Annotated in this window: 14 protein-coding genes; 7 read left to right on the top strand and 7 right to left on the bottom strand. The window is 63.0% G+C overall.

The genetic code is table 11. The features are described 5' to 3' along the window. The 3 genes from AC1VVM_RS18045 to AC1VVM_RS18055 all read left to right on the top strand — a co-directional run bounded on the left by AC1VVM_RS18045 (position 1) and on the right by AC1VVM_RS18055 (position 3,068). Positions 1–1,386: an efflux transporter outer membrane subunit gene (locus AC1VVM_RS18045; RefSeq protein ID WP_482906716.1), complete on the top strand. Its 1,386-nt coding sequence runs from the start codon at positions 1–3 to the stop codon at positions 1,384–1,386. A gap of 117 nt (positions 1,387–1,503) precedes the next feature. Further along, entirely contained in the window at positions 1,504–2,709 is a 1,206-nt protein-coding gene (locus tag AC1VVM_RS18050; protein ID WP_482956993.1) for a DUF2252 family protein, read from the top strand. Between the two features lie 101 nt (positions 2,710–2,810). Next, the gene (locus AC1VVM_RS18055) at positions 2,811–3,068 is read left to right on the top strand and encodes a hypothetical protein (protein ID WP_132386021.1); all 258 of its coding nucleotides are present in this window, start codon (positions 2,811–2,813) and stop codon (positions 3,066–3,068) included. An 85-nt stretch (positions 3,069–3,153) separates the two neighbouring features. On the opposite strand, the gene AC1VVM_RS18060 is transcribed toward AC1VVM_RS18055, so the two are convergent. After that, positions 3,154–4,227 (bottom strand): acyltransferase family protein, encoded by a 1,074-nt coding sequence (locus AC1VVM_RS18060; RefSeq protein ID WP_482956994.1) that lies wholly within the window; start codon positions 4,225–4,227, stop codon positions 3,154–3,156. A gap of 191 nt (positions 4,228–4,418) precedes the next feature. Beyond that, positions 4,419–5,309 carry an alpha/beta fold hydrolase gene (locus tag AC1VVM_RS18065; protein ID WP_482956995.1) on the bottom strand — a complete coding sequence of 297 codons (891 nt, stop codon included), beginning with the start codon at positions 5,307–5,309 and terminating at the stop codon, positions 4,419–4,421. 180 nt (positions 5,310–5,489) lie between these two features. Between AC1VVM_RS18065 and AC1VVM_RS18070 the strand changes: the two genes are divergently transcribed. Further along, positions 5,490–5,945 carry a tRNA (cytidine(34)-2'-O)-methyltransferase gene (locus tag AC1VVM_RS18070; protein WP_482906720.1) on the top strand — a complete coding sequence of 152 codons (456 nt, stop codon included), beginning with the start codon at positions 5,490–5,492 and terminating at the stop codon, positions 5,943–5,945. A gap of 233 nt (positions 5,946–6,178) precedes the next feature. Continuing rightward, entirely contained in the window at positions 6,179–7,462 is a 1,284-nt protein-coding gene (locus AC1VVM_RS18075; RefSeq protein ID WP_482956996.1) for a cystathionine gamma-synthase family protein, read from the top strand. Between the two features lie 146 nt (positions 7,463–7,608). Here AC1VVM_RS18075 and AC1VVM_RS18080 read toward each other — a convergent pair whose 3' ends face one another. Continuing rightward, positions 7,609–8,652: a Ros/MucR family transcriptional regulator gene (locus AC1VVM_RS18080; protein ID WP_482956997.1), complete on the bottom strand. Its 1,044-nt coding sequence runs from the start codon at positions 8,650–8,652 to the stop codon at positions 7,609–7,611. Positions 8,653–9,360: 708 nt separating this feature from the next. Between AC1VVM_RS18080 and AC1VVM_RS18085 the strand changes: the two genes are divergently transcribed. Next, on the top strand, positions 9,361–9,732 hold the full coding sequence (locus tag AC1VVM_RS18085; RefSeq protein WP_482956998.1) for a hypothetical protein: 372 nt from the start codon (positions 9,361–9,363) through the stop codon (positions 9,730–9,732). Between the two features lie 25 nt (positions 9,733–9,757). Here the strand turns inward: AC1VVM_RS18085 and AC1VVM_RS18090 are convergent, their stop codons facing one another. From AC1VVM_RS18090 to AC1VVM_RS18100, 3 genes are all read right to left on the bottom strand, one after another. After that, on the bottom strand, positions 9,758–11,983 hold the full coding sequence (locus tag AC1VVM_RS18090; protein WP_482906724.1) for a CHASE2 domain-containing protein: 2,226 nt from the start codon (positions 11,981–11,983) through the stop codon (positions 9,758–9,760). Beyond that, complete coding sequence (locus tag AC1VVM_RS18095; protein WP_482956999.1) at positions 11,980–13,182, bottom strand: FecR family protein; 1,203 nt, start codon at positions 13,180–13,182, stop codon at positions 11,980–11,982. The genes AC1VVM_RS18090 and AC1VVM_RS18095 overlap by 4 nt, the downstream gene beginning before the upstream one ends. A 95-nt stretch (positions 13,183–13,277) precedes the next feature. Continuing rightward, a complete protein-coding gene (locus tag AC1VVM_RS18100) occupies positions 13,278–13,961 on the bottom strand; it encodes a response regulator transcription factor (protein ID WP_482906726.1) in 684 nt (227 codons plus the stop codon). Between the two features lie 190 nt (positions 13,962–14,151). Between AC1VVM_RS18100 and AC1VVM_RS18105 the strand changes: the two genes are divergently transcribed. Beyond that, the gene (locus AC1VVM_RS18105; protein ID WP_482906727.1) at positions 14,152–15,156 is read left to right on the top strand and encodes a GGDEF domain-containing protein; all 1,005 of its coding nucleotides are present in this window, start codon (positions 14,152–14,154) and stop codon (positions 15,154–15,156) included. A gap of 54 nt (positions 15,157–15,210) precedes the next feature. On the opposite strand, the gene AC1VVM_RS18110 is transcribed toward AC1VVM_RS18105, so the two are convergent. Further along, the gene (locus AC1VVM_RS18110) at positions 15,211–15,918 is read right to left on the bottom strand and encodes a TetR/AcrR family transcriptional regulator (RefSeq protein WP_482957000.1); all 708 of its coding nucleotides are present in this window, start codon (positions 15,916–15,918) and stop codon (positions 15,211–15,213) included. Positions 15,919–15,990 lie beyond the last annotated feature (72 nt).

Raw genomic sequence — 15,990 nt, forward strand, 5'->3', positions numbered from 1 at the left:
GTGCGCCGGCTCGCCCTTACCCTGCCGCCACTTTGCCTGCTTGCCGTGCTGGCGGGATGCAACATGGCGCCGGCCTATGTCCAGCCGGAGCCGCCGGTTCCGCCCGCCTATCCGGAAACCACGCCGGTTGCGGGCGAGCAGGCCAGTGCGATTTCGTGGCACAGCTTCTTCGGCGATCCCCAGCTTCAGGCTTATATTGGCTCGGCGCTCGATCGAAATCGCGATCTTGCCGCCGCTGCCGCGCGCATCGCGCAGGCCGAGGCACAATACCGGGTTCAGGCGTCGGCACGGCTGCCCAATGTCGACAGCGGCGCGAGTGCCGGACGGACGCGAACACCGACCGCCATCGGGCCGCAGACGATCAGCGCCTTTCAGGTCCAGTTCGTTGTCTCCAGCTTCGAACTCGATCTGTGGGGGAGGGTGGCCAATCTCACGGAGGCGGCGCGGCGGAATTATCTGGCGACCGTCGATGTGCAACGCGCCTTGCGCCTCTCGCTCATCCGTGACGTGGCAACCGTATACTACGCTATTCGCGCGGGCGAGGCGGGGATCGACGTTGCCCAGCGCACGCTCGCCAGCCGCCAGAAGTCCGGAGAGATCGCCAAGCTGCGTCTGGATGCGGGCGTCACGTCGAAGGTCGATTATCAGCAAGCGATGATCCTGATCACGCAGGCGCAGACGCAACTGGCGGACTTGCAGCGCACGACGGATCAGCAGCGGAACCTCCTCCTGCTTCTGGTTGGGGGCCCCATGGCGCAGCCGCTTCCCAGTGGATACGGCATCAACGATGCGCATCAGATGACGTCGCTGGACGCCGGGCTGCCGTCAACGCTACTGACGCTTCGCCCGGACATTCTGGCGGCGGAAGAACAGCTTCGCGGCGCCAATGCCAATATCGGCGCGGCGCGCGCGGCATTTTTCCCGACCATTTCCCTCACCGGCATGGCCGGATTCCTCTCTCCCCAACTCGGCAACCTGTTCAACGGAGACAGCGGCACCTGGACCTTCGGCGCCGGAGCGGCCCTTCCGCTGTTCGACTTCGGACGGCGCCGCGCCCAGCTCGAACAAAGCAAGGCGCGCCGGGACGAACTCGTTGCGACCTATCAACGCACCGTGCAGCAGGCCTTCCGCGAGGTGTCCGACGGGCTGGTGGGCCGCCAGCGCCTCCAGGAACAGATCGCCGCCCAGCAGCGCGCGGTTCAGGATCAGCGGATTTTGGCCGAAACGGCCGAGCTTCGCTACAGCAGCGGCGTATCGGTCTACCTTGAGGTGCTCGACGCCGAGCGCAATCTCTTCACGGCGGAACAGCAACTGATCCTGCTTCGTGCGGCGGCGTTGCAAAACGATGTGGCACTCTACGCGGCGCTGGGCGGCGGCAGCCTCTGACGACGTGCGCGCCTGACGGTCTCGCACAATTGCTATCGGCGCGACAAAATTGCGCTTCCGTTTAAGATGTAAACCAGTGCGGCAGGAACGAGGACTTTTCCCGTTCGTTTCCAGTTTATGAAAGCTCTGACCCCGGCAGATCGTGTCTCGTTTCTCCATGCGCGCCGGGATCTTAAGATGGCGCGATCCGCTCACGCCTTTGTCAGAGGCAATACGGCGCGATTTTACGAGTGGCTGGCCGATTCCCCAGTCGCCCGGATCATCCCGGAAGGCCCGCCGATCTGGATCTGCGGCGATTGCCACCTCGGCAACCTCGGCCCTATTGCGGATAGCAATGGTAACGTCGCCATCCAGATCCGCGATCTCGATCAGGCTGTGATCGGAAATCCGGCCCATGACCTTATTCGACTTGGCCTCTCTCTCGCGACCGCGGCGCGCGGCTCGGATTTGCCCGGTGTCGTTACTGCCCGGATGATCGAGGAGATGGTTCAGGGTTATGAAGAAGCCTTCGCTTCGGTTGCCGAACCGGCTGGCGGCGCGGACGGTAACAGCGCGGAGCCTCAGGCCGTGCGCACGGTGCGGCGCCGGGCGCTGGGCCGCAAGTGGCGCCATCTTGCGAGAGAGCGGCTGGAAGATGTCGAGCCCGCGATCCCGATCGGCAAGCGCTTCTGGCCGGTGGATATCGCGGAGCGGGCCGCACTGCGCGAGGTCATAACCCATCCACCCGTGAGCCGAATGATCCTTTCGCTGGATCGGAAGGGAGAAAATCGCACGCCGATCATGGCGGATGCAGCCTATTGGATGAAAGGGTGCAGTTCGCTTGGGCTGATGCGGTTCGCCATTGTCGTCGCCATGAAAGGGGACGAGGGCACGGAATACGCTCTCGTCGACATGAAGGAGGCGGTCGAGCCTGTCGCTCCGGCCGCTGCCGGAGTGACGATGCCCGCCGACTCTGCCGAGCGGGTACTCACAGCCGCCTTGGCCCTCTCGCCCTATCTGGGCGAACGCATCGCGGCGACGAAACTTCTGGGTCACTCGATGTTCGTACGGGAACTTATGCCGCAGGATCTCAAGATCGAAGTCGACCAATTCTCGCACGGAGAAGCGCTGAAAGCGGCGCGCTATCTTTCCGGTGTCGTGGGAAAAGCGCATGCCCGGCAAATGGATCCACCCACGCGGCGCGCATGGGTCGAGGCGATGGAGAAGGGGCACTCGTCCGGCCTTGATGCACCGTCCTGGCTGTGGCGATCGGTGGTCGCGCTCGCGGCAAGGCATGAGGCGGGCTATCTTGAGCATTGTCGCATCTACGCCATGATGCAATGACCGCGTGCTGGAACCATGGGTTCGATGGCCCTGGAAATCATTTCCCTTGGAACCCGATCTTCGTTTCCGTGTTCGGCGGATTGAGAGTCAGGAGCAAACGCATGCCGAAATTCACATTCGAAACGCCGGATGGTGACGAAGTCCAGGTGAACTCGGTCGACGTGGTCGATCTGACGGAAGGGCGCGACGATCAGATTACGGTCATCGAGATGGAAGACGGCGACGAAATCACTGTCGTGGCGACGCGTCAGGAGGTCGTGACCCATCTCGATCTGGACCCTCTGAAGTTTCTGTCGGGCGAGTACGATGCGGACGAATTGTCCGAAGATTTCGATCCGGACGACTACGAAGACGAATGATTGAGGAGCATCTGTTTGCGTTGCCGGATCGGGGAGAGGGCCGGTGCCGTAAAATTCGCTTTCAGCGAATTTCCAAACAACGCCCTTAGCCCGGAAGCGGTATGGCTTGCGGTTTGGGGCCCCACGACGCCAGCACGCGGGCGCACCGCCGCGTGAGCGGGCGCTCGACCATGAAGTAGAGTGCCATGCCTGCGGCGATGCTCAGCGTCACATAGAACACAATGGCAAGCGGTGGGCTTTCCAGACCCAGCGCTCTGCCCCCCAGTCGGCTTGCCACGCCGAACAGCAGCGGGTGGACAAGGTATAGGCTGAACGAGGCATCTCCTGTCAGAACCAGCCAGGCCGGTACCGGGATGGTACTCGGGGCTAGGATCGCGAAGGCGGCGACAATGGCCGCATCCACCGGCAAGCCCACGCGCTTCCAGACCAGTTCGCTCCCAGGGGCGATAAGGAGTTGCTGCATGGCCACGATGATGGCGACGCCGCAGAGCATCAGCAGCAGGGGACGATGGACCCGCAGCCACGGCGCGCCCCGACGCACCACGGCGATGCCAATGCCCAGCAGGAACGGCAGCAGCAGCGGCGCCGTCCAGAACTCAAGGACGCTGCGCGCATCCCGGTGGTCCCAGACGGGGTGAAGCATTTGCCCGATGGCCAGTAGCACGGCCAGTGCCATGCACAGGATCGCCAGCCCCCTCCGCATGAACAGGGCGGCGGTGAAGAGGACGTAGAAGAACATCTCGTAGTTCAGCGTCCAGCCCACGCCCAGCACCGGCAGCATCAACCGTCCGGCAGCGGCGTGAGGGATGAACAGCAGGGTTTGCACGAAATAGCCCATGTCCAGTGGCCGCGCGTCCTTCACCACGATCGCGGCGGCGACCAGAGTCATCAGCCAATAGAGCGGCACCACGCGAGCGATACGGCGGCGCAGGAAATTGGCGGGCGCGCCGCTTTCGCCGAAGCCATCGCGCGCGACGTGGACCATGATGAAGCCGCTGATGGTGAAGAACATCAGCACGCCCATCGAACCCAGCAATTCGAAGTCTGACAACGGAAACCCGAGCGAGCCGAAACCGACGGCCCATGCCGCTCCGTGTGAGATGACCACGAACACAGCGGCTAAGGCCCTCGCTCCCTGGACCACGTTCAAGTGCTTCATGACATAGGGTCGCCCTTTGTAGGTAACTCGGTCGGATTAATTTTACCCGGGCAAGGCGGTCATGGCATTGGCAGAACCCTGTAGGGGCAAGTCTGGACTGGGGCTTTCGTCTAGGGGCGGCTTTCTGCCGCGCACGGAAAGGCTTGCTAGACCTATGTGTGCGTTTCGGGAGACAGGGGCAATTTTGCCCATCAACCCGTCCGCGGCGGTTTGGCGAGGATGTCGAGCAATGCGGCGTCGAATGATTCGGGCTGTTCGTACATCGCCCAATGTCCCGCGTTTGCTATGACCCGGAAGTCGGCGTTCGGATGCACCGATCGCAGCGCCGCTTCCTGCACGGCAGGCGCGGGGTGAGGCAGGTCCCACTCGCCCCAGATGGCGTCTACCGGCCCCCGCACTTGCGGCAATATCCGCAAGAGCCGATCGGGCAGGACCAGCGGCGGCACGTGCAGGCGCGCGGCCTTGGCGGTGGGGAGCAGCATGTGAATGGCCAGGTCGTCCGCGCTGTCAGGATGGTGGAGCATCAGCCCGAGCAGGTTTGCCTTCAGGGCAGCCCGCCGATCCTCTCCGGTCAGCCCGCTGATCCGGCCGAGGCGGGGGTGCCCCAACGGTGTGCCAAGCCCGCCGCAACCAACGATCACCAGCCGCCGCGCAACAGACGGGTGAAGTGCAGCCAGATGTGCCAGCACCACTCCCCCAAAGGAAAAGCCGCAAAGATCGACCGGTAGTTCGCCGGATGCGAGAATGGTCTCAAGCCCCCGTGCCAGTGCCGCTGACAAGGCAGAATGCTCGGTCTCTCCGGGCATGGCGGAATCGCCGTGTCCGGGCAGGTCCGGGACGATCAGCCGGCGGTGCTGCGCCAGATGCTCAATATTGCGCACCCAGTGAGTCCAGGATCCCTGCGCACCGTGAGCAAGCACGAGGGGCTTACCCTCTCCCCAGATCCGCCAGACCATTGTCCCGTCACCGCAGGGCGTCTCCCTCCGATCGGCGTTCGCCTCCAAGCGCGCCAGATAGCTGGCGGGATCTGCATTCTGCAGAGCGATATCTCCATTCACGAGGCGGCTTTGCTCCTGCTGCACGGTCCATCTCCCTCCCGCATCCCGGGCGAGACTGGCCAGATCGCAGAGCGCTGTCCAGAACGACGATCCGTCGCGGGATGGATCATCCCACGCGCGATTGGCCGGGAAGAGTGGGCGTAAATGGCTCCAGGTTAGCGTCGCAGGCTTGCATGGATGCTTCGTCGGCGCCAATCAGCCTCAATGCGCATTGCTCTTTTTGAACCCGAAATTGCCGGAAACGTCGGCGCCATTCTCCGGCTTGGTGCCTGTCTGGGCGCGGATGTGGACCTTATCGAGCCGATGGGCTTCGAGTGGGACGACCGCCGGGTACGGCGGGCCGCCATGGACTATATCGATCACGTCACCATTACCCGGCATGCCGACTTCGATGCTTTCAGGAGTGCCATCGGTTCGCGGCGGCTCGTGCTGTTCACGACGAAGAGCACGCAATCGGCCTACGAGTTCGATTTCACGGCAGACGATGTGCTGCTTTTCGGAAAGGAAAGCGCGGGGGTGCCGGCTGCCGTTGCGGACATATGCGACGCACGGATCCGCATTCCGCTGCGGCCGCAGGTGCGTTCGTTGAACCTTGCCACCTCGGCGGCCTTGGCGCTGGGGGAAGCCTTGCGCCAAACCGGTACTTTGCCGAGCGCATGAGTTGGCGCCGCGTGTAGTTTTCTGACGGGGCGGGCGAGAGTTCAAGAGCCAACCTCCCAAATCCGCTCAGGCTGAGCCTGTCGAAGCCTCCGAGGTCAGGGCGCGAGCTTCCATCCTTCGACAAGCTCGGCCCAAGCGGGGTGCAGGAGAGGGCAAACCGCAACTTGGGCCGGTATCGCTTGTTTAGCCACCAGGGAACGTGGCAGATTGCACGTCCGGCCAAGGAGAGGGAAATGACTGCACCTCGCGAAAGCAAGACGGCGATCGGTGGGCACACGCTTCACCCGGATACCCTGATGCTGAACTACGGTTACGATCCTCTCCTGTCGGAAGGGGCGGTCAAGCCTCCGGTCTTTCTCACCTCGACATTCGTTTTTCCAACTGCGGAAGACGGGCGCGACTTCTTCGACTATGTGGCGGGCCGCAAGGAGCCGCCGCCGGGACAGGGGCGCGGGCTGGTCTACTCGCGCTTCAACCATCCCAACAGCGAGATCGTCGAGGATCGCATGGCGGTCTACGAAGGCGCGGAGGCCGGGGTGGTCTTCTCGTCGGGGATGGGAGCCATCACGACGACAGTGCTGACTTTCGCAAGGCCCGGCGATGTAATCCTGCACTCGCAGCCGCTGTACGGCGGAACCGAAACGCTGCTGGCGAAGACTTTCGCGAACTTCGGCATCAAGGCCGTCGGATTCAGCGATGGGCTTGATGAAGACGCGGTGGCAATTGCGGCGAAACAGGCTGTCGCACAGGGCCGGGTGTCGCTCGTACTGGTCGAAACGCCCGCCAATCCCACCAACAGTCTTGTCGATATCGCGATGCTGAAGCGTCTGTGCGAAGATATCGAGCGCATGCAGGGGCACCGGCCGCTGCTGGTCTGTGACAATACGCTGCTGGGTCCGGTCTTCCAGCATCCGCTGCGGCTGGGTGCCGATATTTCGCTCTATTCCCTCACCAAGTATGTCGGTGGCCACTCCGATCTTGTTGCCGGTGCGGCGCTGGGATCGGCCAAGCTCATGCGCGAGGTGCGGCTGCTGCGCAGTGCCATCGGGACGCAGCTGGATCCGCACAGTTGTTGGATGCTCGGGCGCTCGCTTGAGACGCTGGGCTTGAGGATGGAGCGCGCCAATTCGAACGCGGCGGCGGCCGCGAATTTCCTGCAGGCTCATGCGAAAGTCGAGGGGTTGGCCTATCCGCCGTTCTATCCGGAGGGTTCGCGGCAGGCGGAGGTCTTTGCCGCGCAGTGCACGGGGGCCGGATCGACCTTCGCTTTCGACATTGCAGGTGGGCAGCCCGCTGCGTTCCGCTTCCTGAACGCGCTTCAGATATTCAAGCTGGCAGTGAGTCTCGGCGGCACGGAATCGCTCGCCAGCCATCCGGCGACGACGACCCATTCAGGCGTTCCGGCCGAAGTTCGCGACCGGATCGGTGTGTTGCAATCCACCATTCGCCTGTCGATCGGCATAGAGCATCCGGACGACATCGTGGCCGATCTCGCTCAGGCGCTGGAGGCCAGTTGAACTCGCTTGGCCGTGCCTGAAACGCAATAGCCTTCGCCGGCAACGCGAGTCTCATTTGGATGTTGGCCGCCACGAAGCAGACCTTTTTAGATACGCCATACTTGGGAGGCGGGCGACCGCTGGTTCGAGGGTCGCCCGCCGCCGGATCAGTTGTTGGCGATTGCCGGTTTGTCTTCGCTTGCCGCCACCGTTTCGGGATTAGCGGCTGGAACGGCAATCTCGGCCGCGATTTTCGGCGCTGTTTTCTTTGCCGCCTTCACGCTCGTCGAAGCAGTCTTCGGGGCGGATGCTTTGGCAGGCGTCGACTTCGCCTTCTTGGCGTCTGCGGCTTTCGGCTTCGCGGCGGACTTGGTAGCGGCAGCGGCCGCTTTCACCGGCTTGGCGGCCGCGGTGGTGGTTGCCTTTGCCGCGGGCTTCGTGGACGACTTGGCCTTTGCGTCCGAAGCGGGTGCACTGGTCTGGGCGCCGCTTTCAGTCGCAATCTTGGGGCGCGCCATGCGGCGCTCCTTCTTGGCGCCTGCATCGGCCGTCTTCCGGGCGGTGGGCTCGCTCGCCGGGCTGCCCGACGCTGCGGGAGTGGAGACGGCCTTCGCGGCAGTCAGCTTGGGCTTCCTGCCGCTGGCGGCGACCTTGGCGGTCACTTTCTTGGCCGGGGCTTTCGGCGTCTTCGGAGCCGGCTTTTCGGCCGCCTTGGCGGTCACGGCCTTCGCGGCGGCAACTTTAGGCGTTGCCGCTGCGGCCTTCGGTGCCTTGGCGCTGGGCTTTGCTGCGCTTGAAGGCGGCGCAACTTGCGGCGAACGGCTTCCAAGGCCCAGCTTCTTGGCAAGGCTGCGGCGCTGTTCGGAGTAAGTTGCGGCAACCATTGGATAGTCTGCGGGCAGCTTGTAGCGGTCCTTGTACTGCTCCGGCGTCAGTCCGTTGTTGGAAAGATGACGCTTCAAGGTTCTATAGGGTTTGCCATCGAGAAGACTGATGATGTGGTCTCGCGAGGCCAGGCTTTCTTCCACCGAAACGGCGGGCGTGAAATCGGGAGCGGCTTCAGGTTCGGGCGTTGCAGAACCCGACAGCGCGGTCCTTGTCGCCTCGATCAGCCCCGGCAGATCGCTGCTGGGCACACTGTTGTTGGTGAAGTAGGCGCTGAGGAGTTCTACTGTAAGTCGGGCGAGTTCTGGCTGGGCGTTGTCGGACATCTGTTCTTCTCCCGAATGGAGCCTGAGGCTGAATTGTCCAATCCTCTTTAGACGCCATGAAGTAAAGCAATATCTAACATTCGCTCTCGGTTGTCCGCGCTCACCGTCCCAGGCAGCTCACGCCGGATCCGGCTGGGAGGAGCGTCGATCCTTTCACGAACGGTTTAAGGAAAGCGGGTCTCTGCGGCGGCATTTACAGCTGCCGCACCGATTATACGGAGCCAGCCGATGCTTTGCTCCGTCCTGCAATCGTCCAATATTTGAAAAAGAAGGCCCCGCTCTGCAGTGCGGCAGGGCGGGGCCGGAGGGGATGCCCGGTTCGATCCGGGTCGACTCTCACCTCGATGGCAAGACATGGGGTAAATGCGCGCGGGGGTAGTGCGCCTTTGCGATCGAAGTGGCCGCCACTGATGTCGCGGTCCGGATACCATAGGCCAGAATCGTCGGAACCGATGTAAAGCAGTGTAAAATCGGCACTTCAAAGATTGCCATTTGCTACGGGATTCCGGTTAGCTGGCCGTGGCCCGAATTTACATTTGGGCCGGTATCGTGGGCCCAATCGGAATTGAAATGAAATCACATCTTCGGACGATATCGTTGGGACTGGCAGGATTGTTGGCCGGATGTGCAAGCGTTCCGCCCCTGACGCTACATTCTGCCAGAACGATGCCGCAAGGCGGTACGATAGAGCTTGTCGGAAACGGGAACGTGGACAATGCGTGGCAGACGGCGGTTCTTGCCGGGCTTGCCTCGCATGGCTTTGTCCGTTCCGATCACGGGCGTTACCTTGTCCAGTTGATCGCCTCGGACCTTCCCGGAAAGACCGGACTTCTCGCGCCGGAAGATAGCGGCGAAGCAAAGGCGGTATGGCTTGTCGCCCCCAGTCGGTCCCGCGCGATAGGGACGCGGGTTGTTACTCTGGTGATGTCTGATGCCGCCACCGGGCGCGAGGTCTACAGGATCGTCGCACAGCAGCCGCAGCGGATCGGAAAGCCCGACACCGCCGACAGGCTCTCCCGCGCTTTGCTGACAGAACTGGACGGCGCGGCATCTTCGCGGCACGCCGGAGAGGGAGGGTAAGGCAGTCGATCCGCCCCCGGGCCTGTCAGTCGGCGAGGGGCAGGATCAGCGTAAACGTCGCTCCCTGGCCCGTGTCGCTTGTGCAGCGGATTTCGCCGTCGTGACGAACCAGAACCGTATGGACGAAGCTGAGGCCGAGGCCGACACCGTCCGCTCTCCGGCCGGCGCCAAGCGCCCCGCGATGGAAGCGTTCGAAGATCCTGAGCTTCTGCTCTTCGTCCAGACCGGGACCTTCGTCTGAGATGGTGCATATCGCCCTCGGCTCAACGTCCGCGCCATGTTCCAGGCTGGTGGTGCAGCGGATCCGGCTTCCGGAAGGGCTATACTTGATCGCGTTCTCAAGAATGTTGATGAGGGCGCGGGTGATAAGCGATCGCTCCACGCGCACGATCAGCCGGTCTGCCATGTCGCAAGTATCGATCGAGATGGATTTGGCCATCAACTGGGGCCAGAGGTCATCGGTGGCATCGATCACCATGTCGCCAAGGGCGACCTCTTCCAGCGCGTACTCGAGGCTTTCGGCGCGGGCGAGCTGCACGAAACCATCGGCCAGACCCAGCGTGCGCTCGGCATAGTGGCGAATTCTTCGCGCTTCCTCAGGAGCGATGTTTTCCGCCGGCGCGGTGTCCAGAACCGCAAGGATCGAGGCTTGCGGCGAGCGCATGTCGTGGGTCAGAAGCTCAAGAATATCGTCGCGTTGGCGCTGCGCAGCCCGGGCTTCGCTCACGTCCATGAACTGGACGATCCAGCCGACGAAATTGCCGCCAACCGACCGCTGCGGCGCGAAGCGGATCGTGAAGAAGTGGCCGTCGCTTGTCATCGCATCGAAACTCTGGGCGCCGTGTTCCGCCGAGGTCGGAAAGCTCAGCGGTTCTCGCGAGCCGATTTTTCGGAAACGCGTGAGCAGCGCGATGGCATTGCCCGAGCCATGGGGACGAACGTGCTCTTCGCCGAACAGTGCCGTGGCCGATGTATTGGCGAGCAGGATATCGCCTTTGCCGTTCGTCACCAGCGTTGCGTCGGGCAACTGGTCGAGCCGGTCCGCGACGAAATGTTTCATGTCGCGGTTGCTGGTGATCGCCGCCGTGAGCAGGGCAATCGTCGAGAGAAGCGGCTGTCGCGGCGCCTTTGCAGCAGAAGGCATGAAGATCGTGGAATCGGCCTCCAGCCGCAAAAGTTCGCCGTGCATGAACTGCTGCGTGATGGCGAGTTGCCGCCAGCCCCAGATCGGATAGGCGATGCACAAGGCCAGAATGCCGCTTCCAGGAGGAAGCCAGAGGCGCTGGAAAAGCAGCAGCGCGCTCGTGGCGGCGAGCATCACGACCGTTGCAGCCGCAAGGCTGAACAAGGGTGTCAGCCGGGGAAACGGCCCCATCGCCAGCATCAGGAGCCAGACGGGCACGACGGCAAAGGCGATGCGCAGGCCTGTCCCGGCCCTCGATATCATCCTGCGGTCGAGCAGGGCGCGCAGGAACTGGGCATTGATCTCCAGCCCGGACATCGTGCCAAGGCCGGGCACCGCATAGCGTGGGCCGATCCCGGCGGCGGTTATCCCTACCAGAACGAGTTTGCCGGCCAGCATTTGCGCGGGGACCTCGCCGTTGAGGATCGAGGAGGCACTGATATGAGGCGGAGGCCCGTCCTTCGTATAGGGTATCAATCGCGCCCGAACGGGAGGCCCCGAACGGCCTTCGACGGCTTGGTGGACGACGTCCATCAGATGCATCTGCGTGGGCGGCGATCCTATCCCGGTGGGGGCCGAGCGCATCACGCCGTCCGGATCGACGAGGTAGTCGGTGAACCCCATCCCGGCGGCCGCTCTGCGAACGGGCGCTATGGGCGCGACAATGCCGGGCGGCGAAGCGCGCATGTTCACGAAATAGGGCAGGAAGACGTCTCCCGCGCCCGCGATCGCATCCCCCAGTTTGATATCGTCGGCCGCCGCACTGGGCTCGGTAAACAGCGTGTCGTAGACGATGGCGCGGGGGGCGGAGCGACCGATCCGCGCGATCAGATCGGCGTGAACGGCGCGGCTCCACGGCCACCGCCCGACTTCGGCCAGGCTGGCATCGTCGATCTCGACAAGGGCGATATTGCTGTCCGGAGCGCTGCGGTCGAATTGCAGCAGGTGATCATACACGGCATTGTCCATGCGCGACAATGCGTCGCCCAGCGTGAGAAGCGCAGCCAGCAGACTGACGAGGATCGCAATGATCCACCATTCGGTCTTGAGGTGCCGTCCCAGATTCACTTCGTGTTCCCGACCCGCAGTTCGTTGGTCGGCGACCATTTCGTGTAGATCCTGCCGCCGGCGGCCTCAATGCTCATGACCCGCCAGTAATAGGTGTCGCCGGGAAGATCGGTGATGACGAAGGATGAGCCCGCAAGGCCGGTCTCGTCCACGACCGGGGACGAGCCGTCGGCGTTGTGCGAAAGCTGGAAGCGGAAGTGCGCCCCGGTCAGGTCCGGCGCCTGCCAGCGGAACAGGAACTGCCGATATCTGCCCGCGCGGCTCTGTTCGAGGCTGGTGCGCAGGCGATTGAGCCGTCGCTCGAAGCTATAGACCGAAGGCTTGCCCTCAAGGCCGTTCGCATCGATCCCCGCCATGCGCACGAAGTATGTACCGTTCGGCAGGCTCGGCAATTCGGCTTGCGGGGTATCGGCAAAGGCTTCGTCGATCACGTCGAGGAAGCCCGCGTCGCGCGCAAGCTGGAAGCGATAGCGGATGGCCCCGGTGAGGGGCTTCACGACGAAAGCAAGCCGTTCTTCGTCCTGAACCTTGTCCGGCGTGACAAGATCGGGCGCGGCGAGCAGGGGGACCGGAGCGGGGAGTTGGTCATTGGTGCCGAAACCGGCTTCCACGAACTGCTCCGTCTCGCGGTCCTCGCGGAAGGCGACTTTGCCCTCCGTCACTTCGACATGCGAGCTTTCGTTGCCGGGCTCGTAACTCAGGCGGAACTGCGTGCCGCGTACGGATGTCATGGCGCGGGGTGTGAGGAACTGGAACGTGCTCTGCGGATCGGTCATCGGCGTCACTATGCCCGCCGCCTGCCCCTTCTGGATCACGAACTGGCGCTCGACCGATTCCGCCAACAGGGTCCGCCGCAGCATCTGGACACGAACGCGTGTTCCGGAGGGGAGGGACACCGTGGTGTTGTCCGGCAGGCGCAGCGACACGAAAGACCTGTCCCCGGTCTCGACCAGATCGCCTTCATGAACTTTCAGCCCGATCGCGGCGCTTCTCGTGCCTACCAGAACCGAACCTTTGTAGTTCTGCACCACGGCCTCGATAGGTTCGCGCCTCAGCAGTGAGCGGGGTATCTTCAGGACTTTGCCCACCGGCATCCGACGCGGATTGGAGACCCGGTTAAGCTTCTGGACGACTACATAGCCGCCGCGATCTGCGAAATAGCGTTGTGCCAGATCGTAAAGCGTGTCGTTCCTGTTCACGCTATATGTGACGTAAGAAGGAGCTTCGGCGCTGACGCCGGCGCAGCAGGCAAGCAACATTGCGCCAAGGGAGGCGCGAAAGACATGTGCAGGGGTCAAGTCAGGACTTCCAGGCGATAACCGTAGGAATAGATCGGCGTCAGCTTGAAGCCGTTCGCCGGGCGCAAGTTCAGCTTGGTGCGGACATTCGAAATGTGCGCGTCAAGCGTTCGGGTCGGCAGGTCCGGCTTCACGCCCCAGATCGTTTCTAGCAGATAGGCGCGGGAAAGCGCACGGTTCAGGTTCCGGAACAACAGGGTGGCAAGGGCATGCTCCTTGGCGGTAACCGCGACGGGCTCGCCCTGGAATTCGATGGTCTCCGCCCGGCTGTCGAACTGGTAGGGGCCGAAAACCTCGATATTGCTGGACGGGGAGGGGTAGACCCGCCGTGCCACGGCATTGACCCGGGCCAGCAGCACGGCGGCCGACACCGGCTTGATGACGTAATCGTCCGCTCCGGCGGACAATCCGGCAACGATATCTTCCTCTGCCGACCGGCTCGTGAGCATCAGCGAAGGCGGCCGGGTATCGAGATTGTCGCGCATCCAGTCCAGGATCTGAAGCCCGGACATCCCTGGCACGTTCCAGTCCAGAATGAGCATGTCGAAAGTTTCACGGTAGAGATGGTGCAGAAGCTTCTGGCCATCCGTGAACATCACGCAGCTATGGTCGCTCGCCGACAGCGATTTTTCAACATAGCCCGCAAGGGCCAGATCGTCCTCCAGAATTGCAATCCGCATGTACGCTCCGCCGCAGGCAATCATGGATCCCGAAGTGCCATACCAGCGGAACCGTTCATGGATAGCAGGCCACGGGCCACTTTTTACAACGTTTTACAAGTCAGGACGATTTTGCACTCCTTTACATGACATCGGCGCTTTCCAGAACCATGGAAGAATCCGGCACGATCAAGCGTGGCGAGATTGGGGAATGATGGTGAAAGCCGCATGCGCGCAGGAAGGTGCCTATCCGTTCGGAGCGCCGCCCTTGGCCAGACGCCCGGATGACCGTTTCGATAGCGCGCCGGGTATGGGGCAGACGGTGGGCCGGTACTTCGACGCGGTTCCCTTCGCGCTCTGCATTCTCGACCGCGCTCGGCATGTCCTGTTCGTGAACGAGCAAATGGCACAGATCGCGGGCTATCCGGTGATCGATCTGGACGGTTACTGCGTCACCGCTCTGCTTCCCGATCTCCGGCCGATCCTTGAGAAGCGCTATCGGCTGGCCGGAAGTCGCCAGCCTTTGCCGGACCTCAGGATCTCCTGGCGTGGCAGCGAGTACATGCTGACTTTCAACGCCACATACGATCGCGGCGGCGAACTGGCTGAGATGATGATCGGGGCCATCGACATCACGCGCGAAGCCCGGATCGAGCAAGGGCTGAGGCGATCCCGGCGCAGGTTGCTGGCCTCGCTGCGTACCGACCATCTCACCGGCCTGCTGAACCGTAGAGGGTTGGAGACGGCAGTCCGCCGGGGCCTGCGGTGCGGAGCAAGGGAGCGGCGCCCGGTTGGCCTGCTCGTGGCCGATATCGATTGCTTCAAGGCCTACAACGACCGCTTCGGGCATGTGACGGGCGATACCTGCCTCATGGCGGTTGCGCAGATCATCGGCGGCCACGGCGCCCGGGCCGGTGGGGCAGTCGGCCGATACGGCGGCGAGGAATTCGTGGTCCTGCTGCCGGATGCGGACGGCGATGCGGCGGTCGCATTCGCGGAAAGCTGCCGGGCGGCGATCGAGGCTCTCGCCATCGCGCATCCGGATAGTCCGGCGGGCCGCGTCACGGTCAGCATTGGCGTCACGGTTGCGTCCGCTGAGCGCGGCGGGAAGGTCGACTCCAGCGTCGTATCCCACTGTATAGGCACGGCGGATTCCGCGCTCTATCGTGCCAAGGAACAGGGCCGCAACGCGGTGAGATTTCAGGCCTTGCCGTAGTCTGCCGCTATCGCGTCAGGAACATTGCGGCGATGCAGTGCTGTCCCGGCGCGATCATTCGCCGGCTGCACCGGCGTTATTACCTGGCCATGGAACGGGCGCTGCGATCCGTTCCGACGTGCGCACCGCGCGCAGCACGAAGTTGACGTAGAAGGCGCTCAGCTCATCGCGAGAAATGATGCCAGCGGCACTGATCGTCGCGCGGTCATCATGGATGTACCAATCCGCAGCGGTGTTGAGCATGCGAATGATCGTCGTGAGCGTCAGGAAGATATTGATGTCGGCCCTGAAATAGCCCTGTTCGATACCCTGCTCAAGAATAGCCCGCCAGACCAGATAGTGATCCCGGCGGGCTGCCACGACGTAATCGAAATCGGGGTTGCTCCGGTAATAGGCGCGCTCCTGATGGAGGATGGCATGCACCTCCTGATCGGTCGTCCTCTCCTTCACATCGAAATAGATGAGCGCGACAAGGCTTGTCTCCGGATCGGTTTGGCGCTGCTGGATCTCCTGCGCACCATCGCGCAGCCGGTTGACCACATCGCGCACGATTTCGTGGAGCATCTGCTCCTTGTTCGCGAAGTGATAGTAAAGGCTGCCTGCGAGCAAACCGGCATCGTCGGCAAGCTGGCGCACCGTCGTGGATTCGAAGCCTGACGCGGCAAAGCGATGCCGCGCCGCCAAAAGAATGCGCTCCCGGCGGTCAGTTCCCTTTTCGGTGGATGCGCCCGGAACCGGTCTCTTTCCGGCTCTGGTGCTCACGATCGGGCCCTGCGGCGGGACATCGAATCGCAGGTGCGACGGGGCGGGAAAGCCGGACGATTGATCATTGCG

This window comes from Novosphingobium sp. BL-S-33, from assembly GCF_056857025.1.

What these genes read in the sequence shown, in the direction of transcription:
- AC1VVM_RS18105 (WP_482906727.1), top strand. Translation starts at nt 14,152, where the DNA reads ATGATGGTGAAAGCCGCATGCGCGCAGGAAGGTGCCTATCCGTTCGGA.
- AC1VVM_RS18080 (WP_482956997.1), bottom strand. Translation starts at nt 8,652, where the DNA reads ATGTCCGACAACGCCCAGCCAGAACTCGCCCGACTTACAGTAGAACTC.
- AC1VVM_RS18055 (WP_132386021.1), top strand. Translation starts at nt 2,811, where the DNA reads ATGCCGAAATTCACATTCGAAACGCCGGATGGTGACGAAGTCCAGGTG.
- AC1VVM_RS18070 (WP_482906720.1), top strand. Translation starts at nt 5,490, where the DNA reads ATGCGCATTGCTCTTTTTGAACCCGAAATTGCCGGAAACGTCGGCGCC.
- AC1VVM_RS18060 (WP_482956994.1), bottom strand. Translation starts at nt 4,227, where the DNA reads ATGAAGCACTTGAACGTGGTCCAGGGAGCGAGGGCCTTAGCCGCTGTG.
- AC1VVM_RS18050 (WP_482956993.1), top strand. Translation starts at nt 1,504, where the DNA reads ATGAAAGCTCTGACCCCGGCAGATCGTGTCTCGTTTCTCCATGCGCGC.
- AC1VVM_RS18075 (WP_482956996.1), top strand. Translation starts at nt 6,179, where the DNA reads ATGACTGCACCTCGCGAAAGCAAGACGGCGATCGGTGGGCACACGCTT.
- AC1VVM_RS18100 (WP_482906726.1), bottom strand. Translation starts at nt 13,961, where the DNA reads ATGCGGATTGCAATTCTGGAGGACGATCTGGCCCTTGCGGGCTATGTT.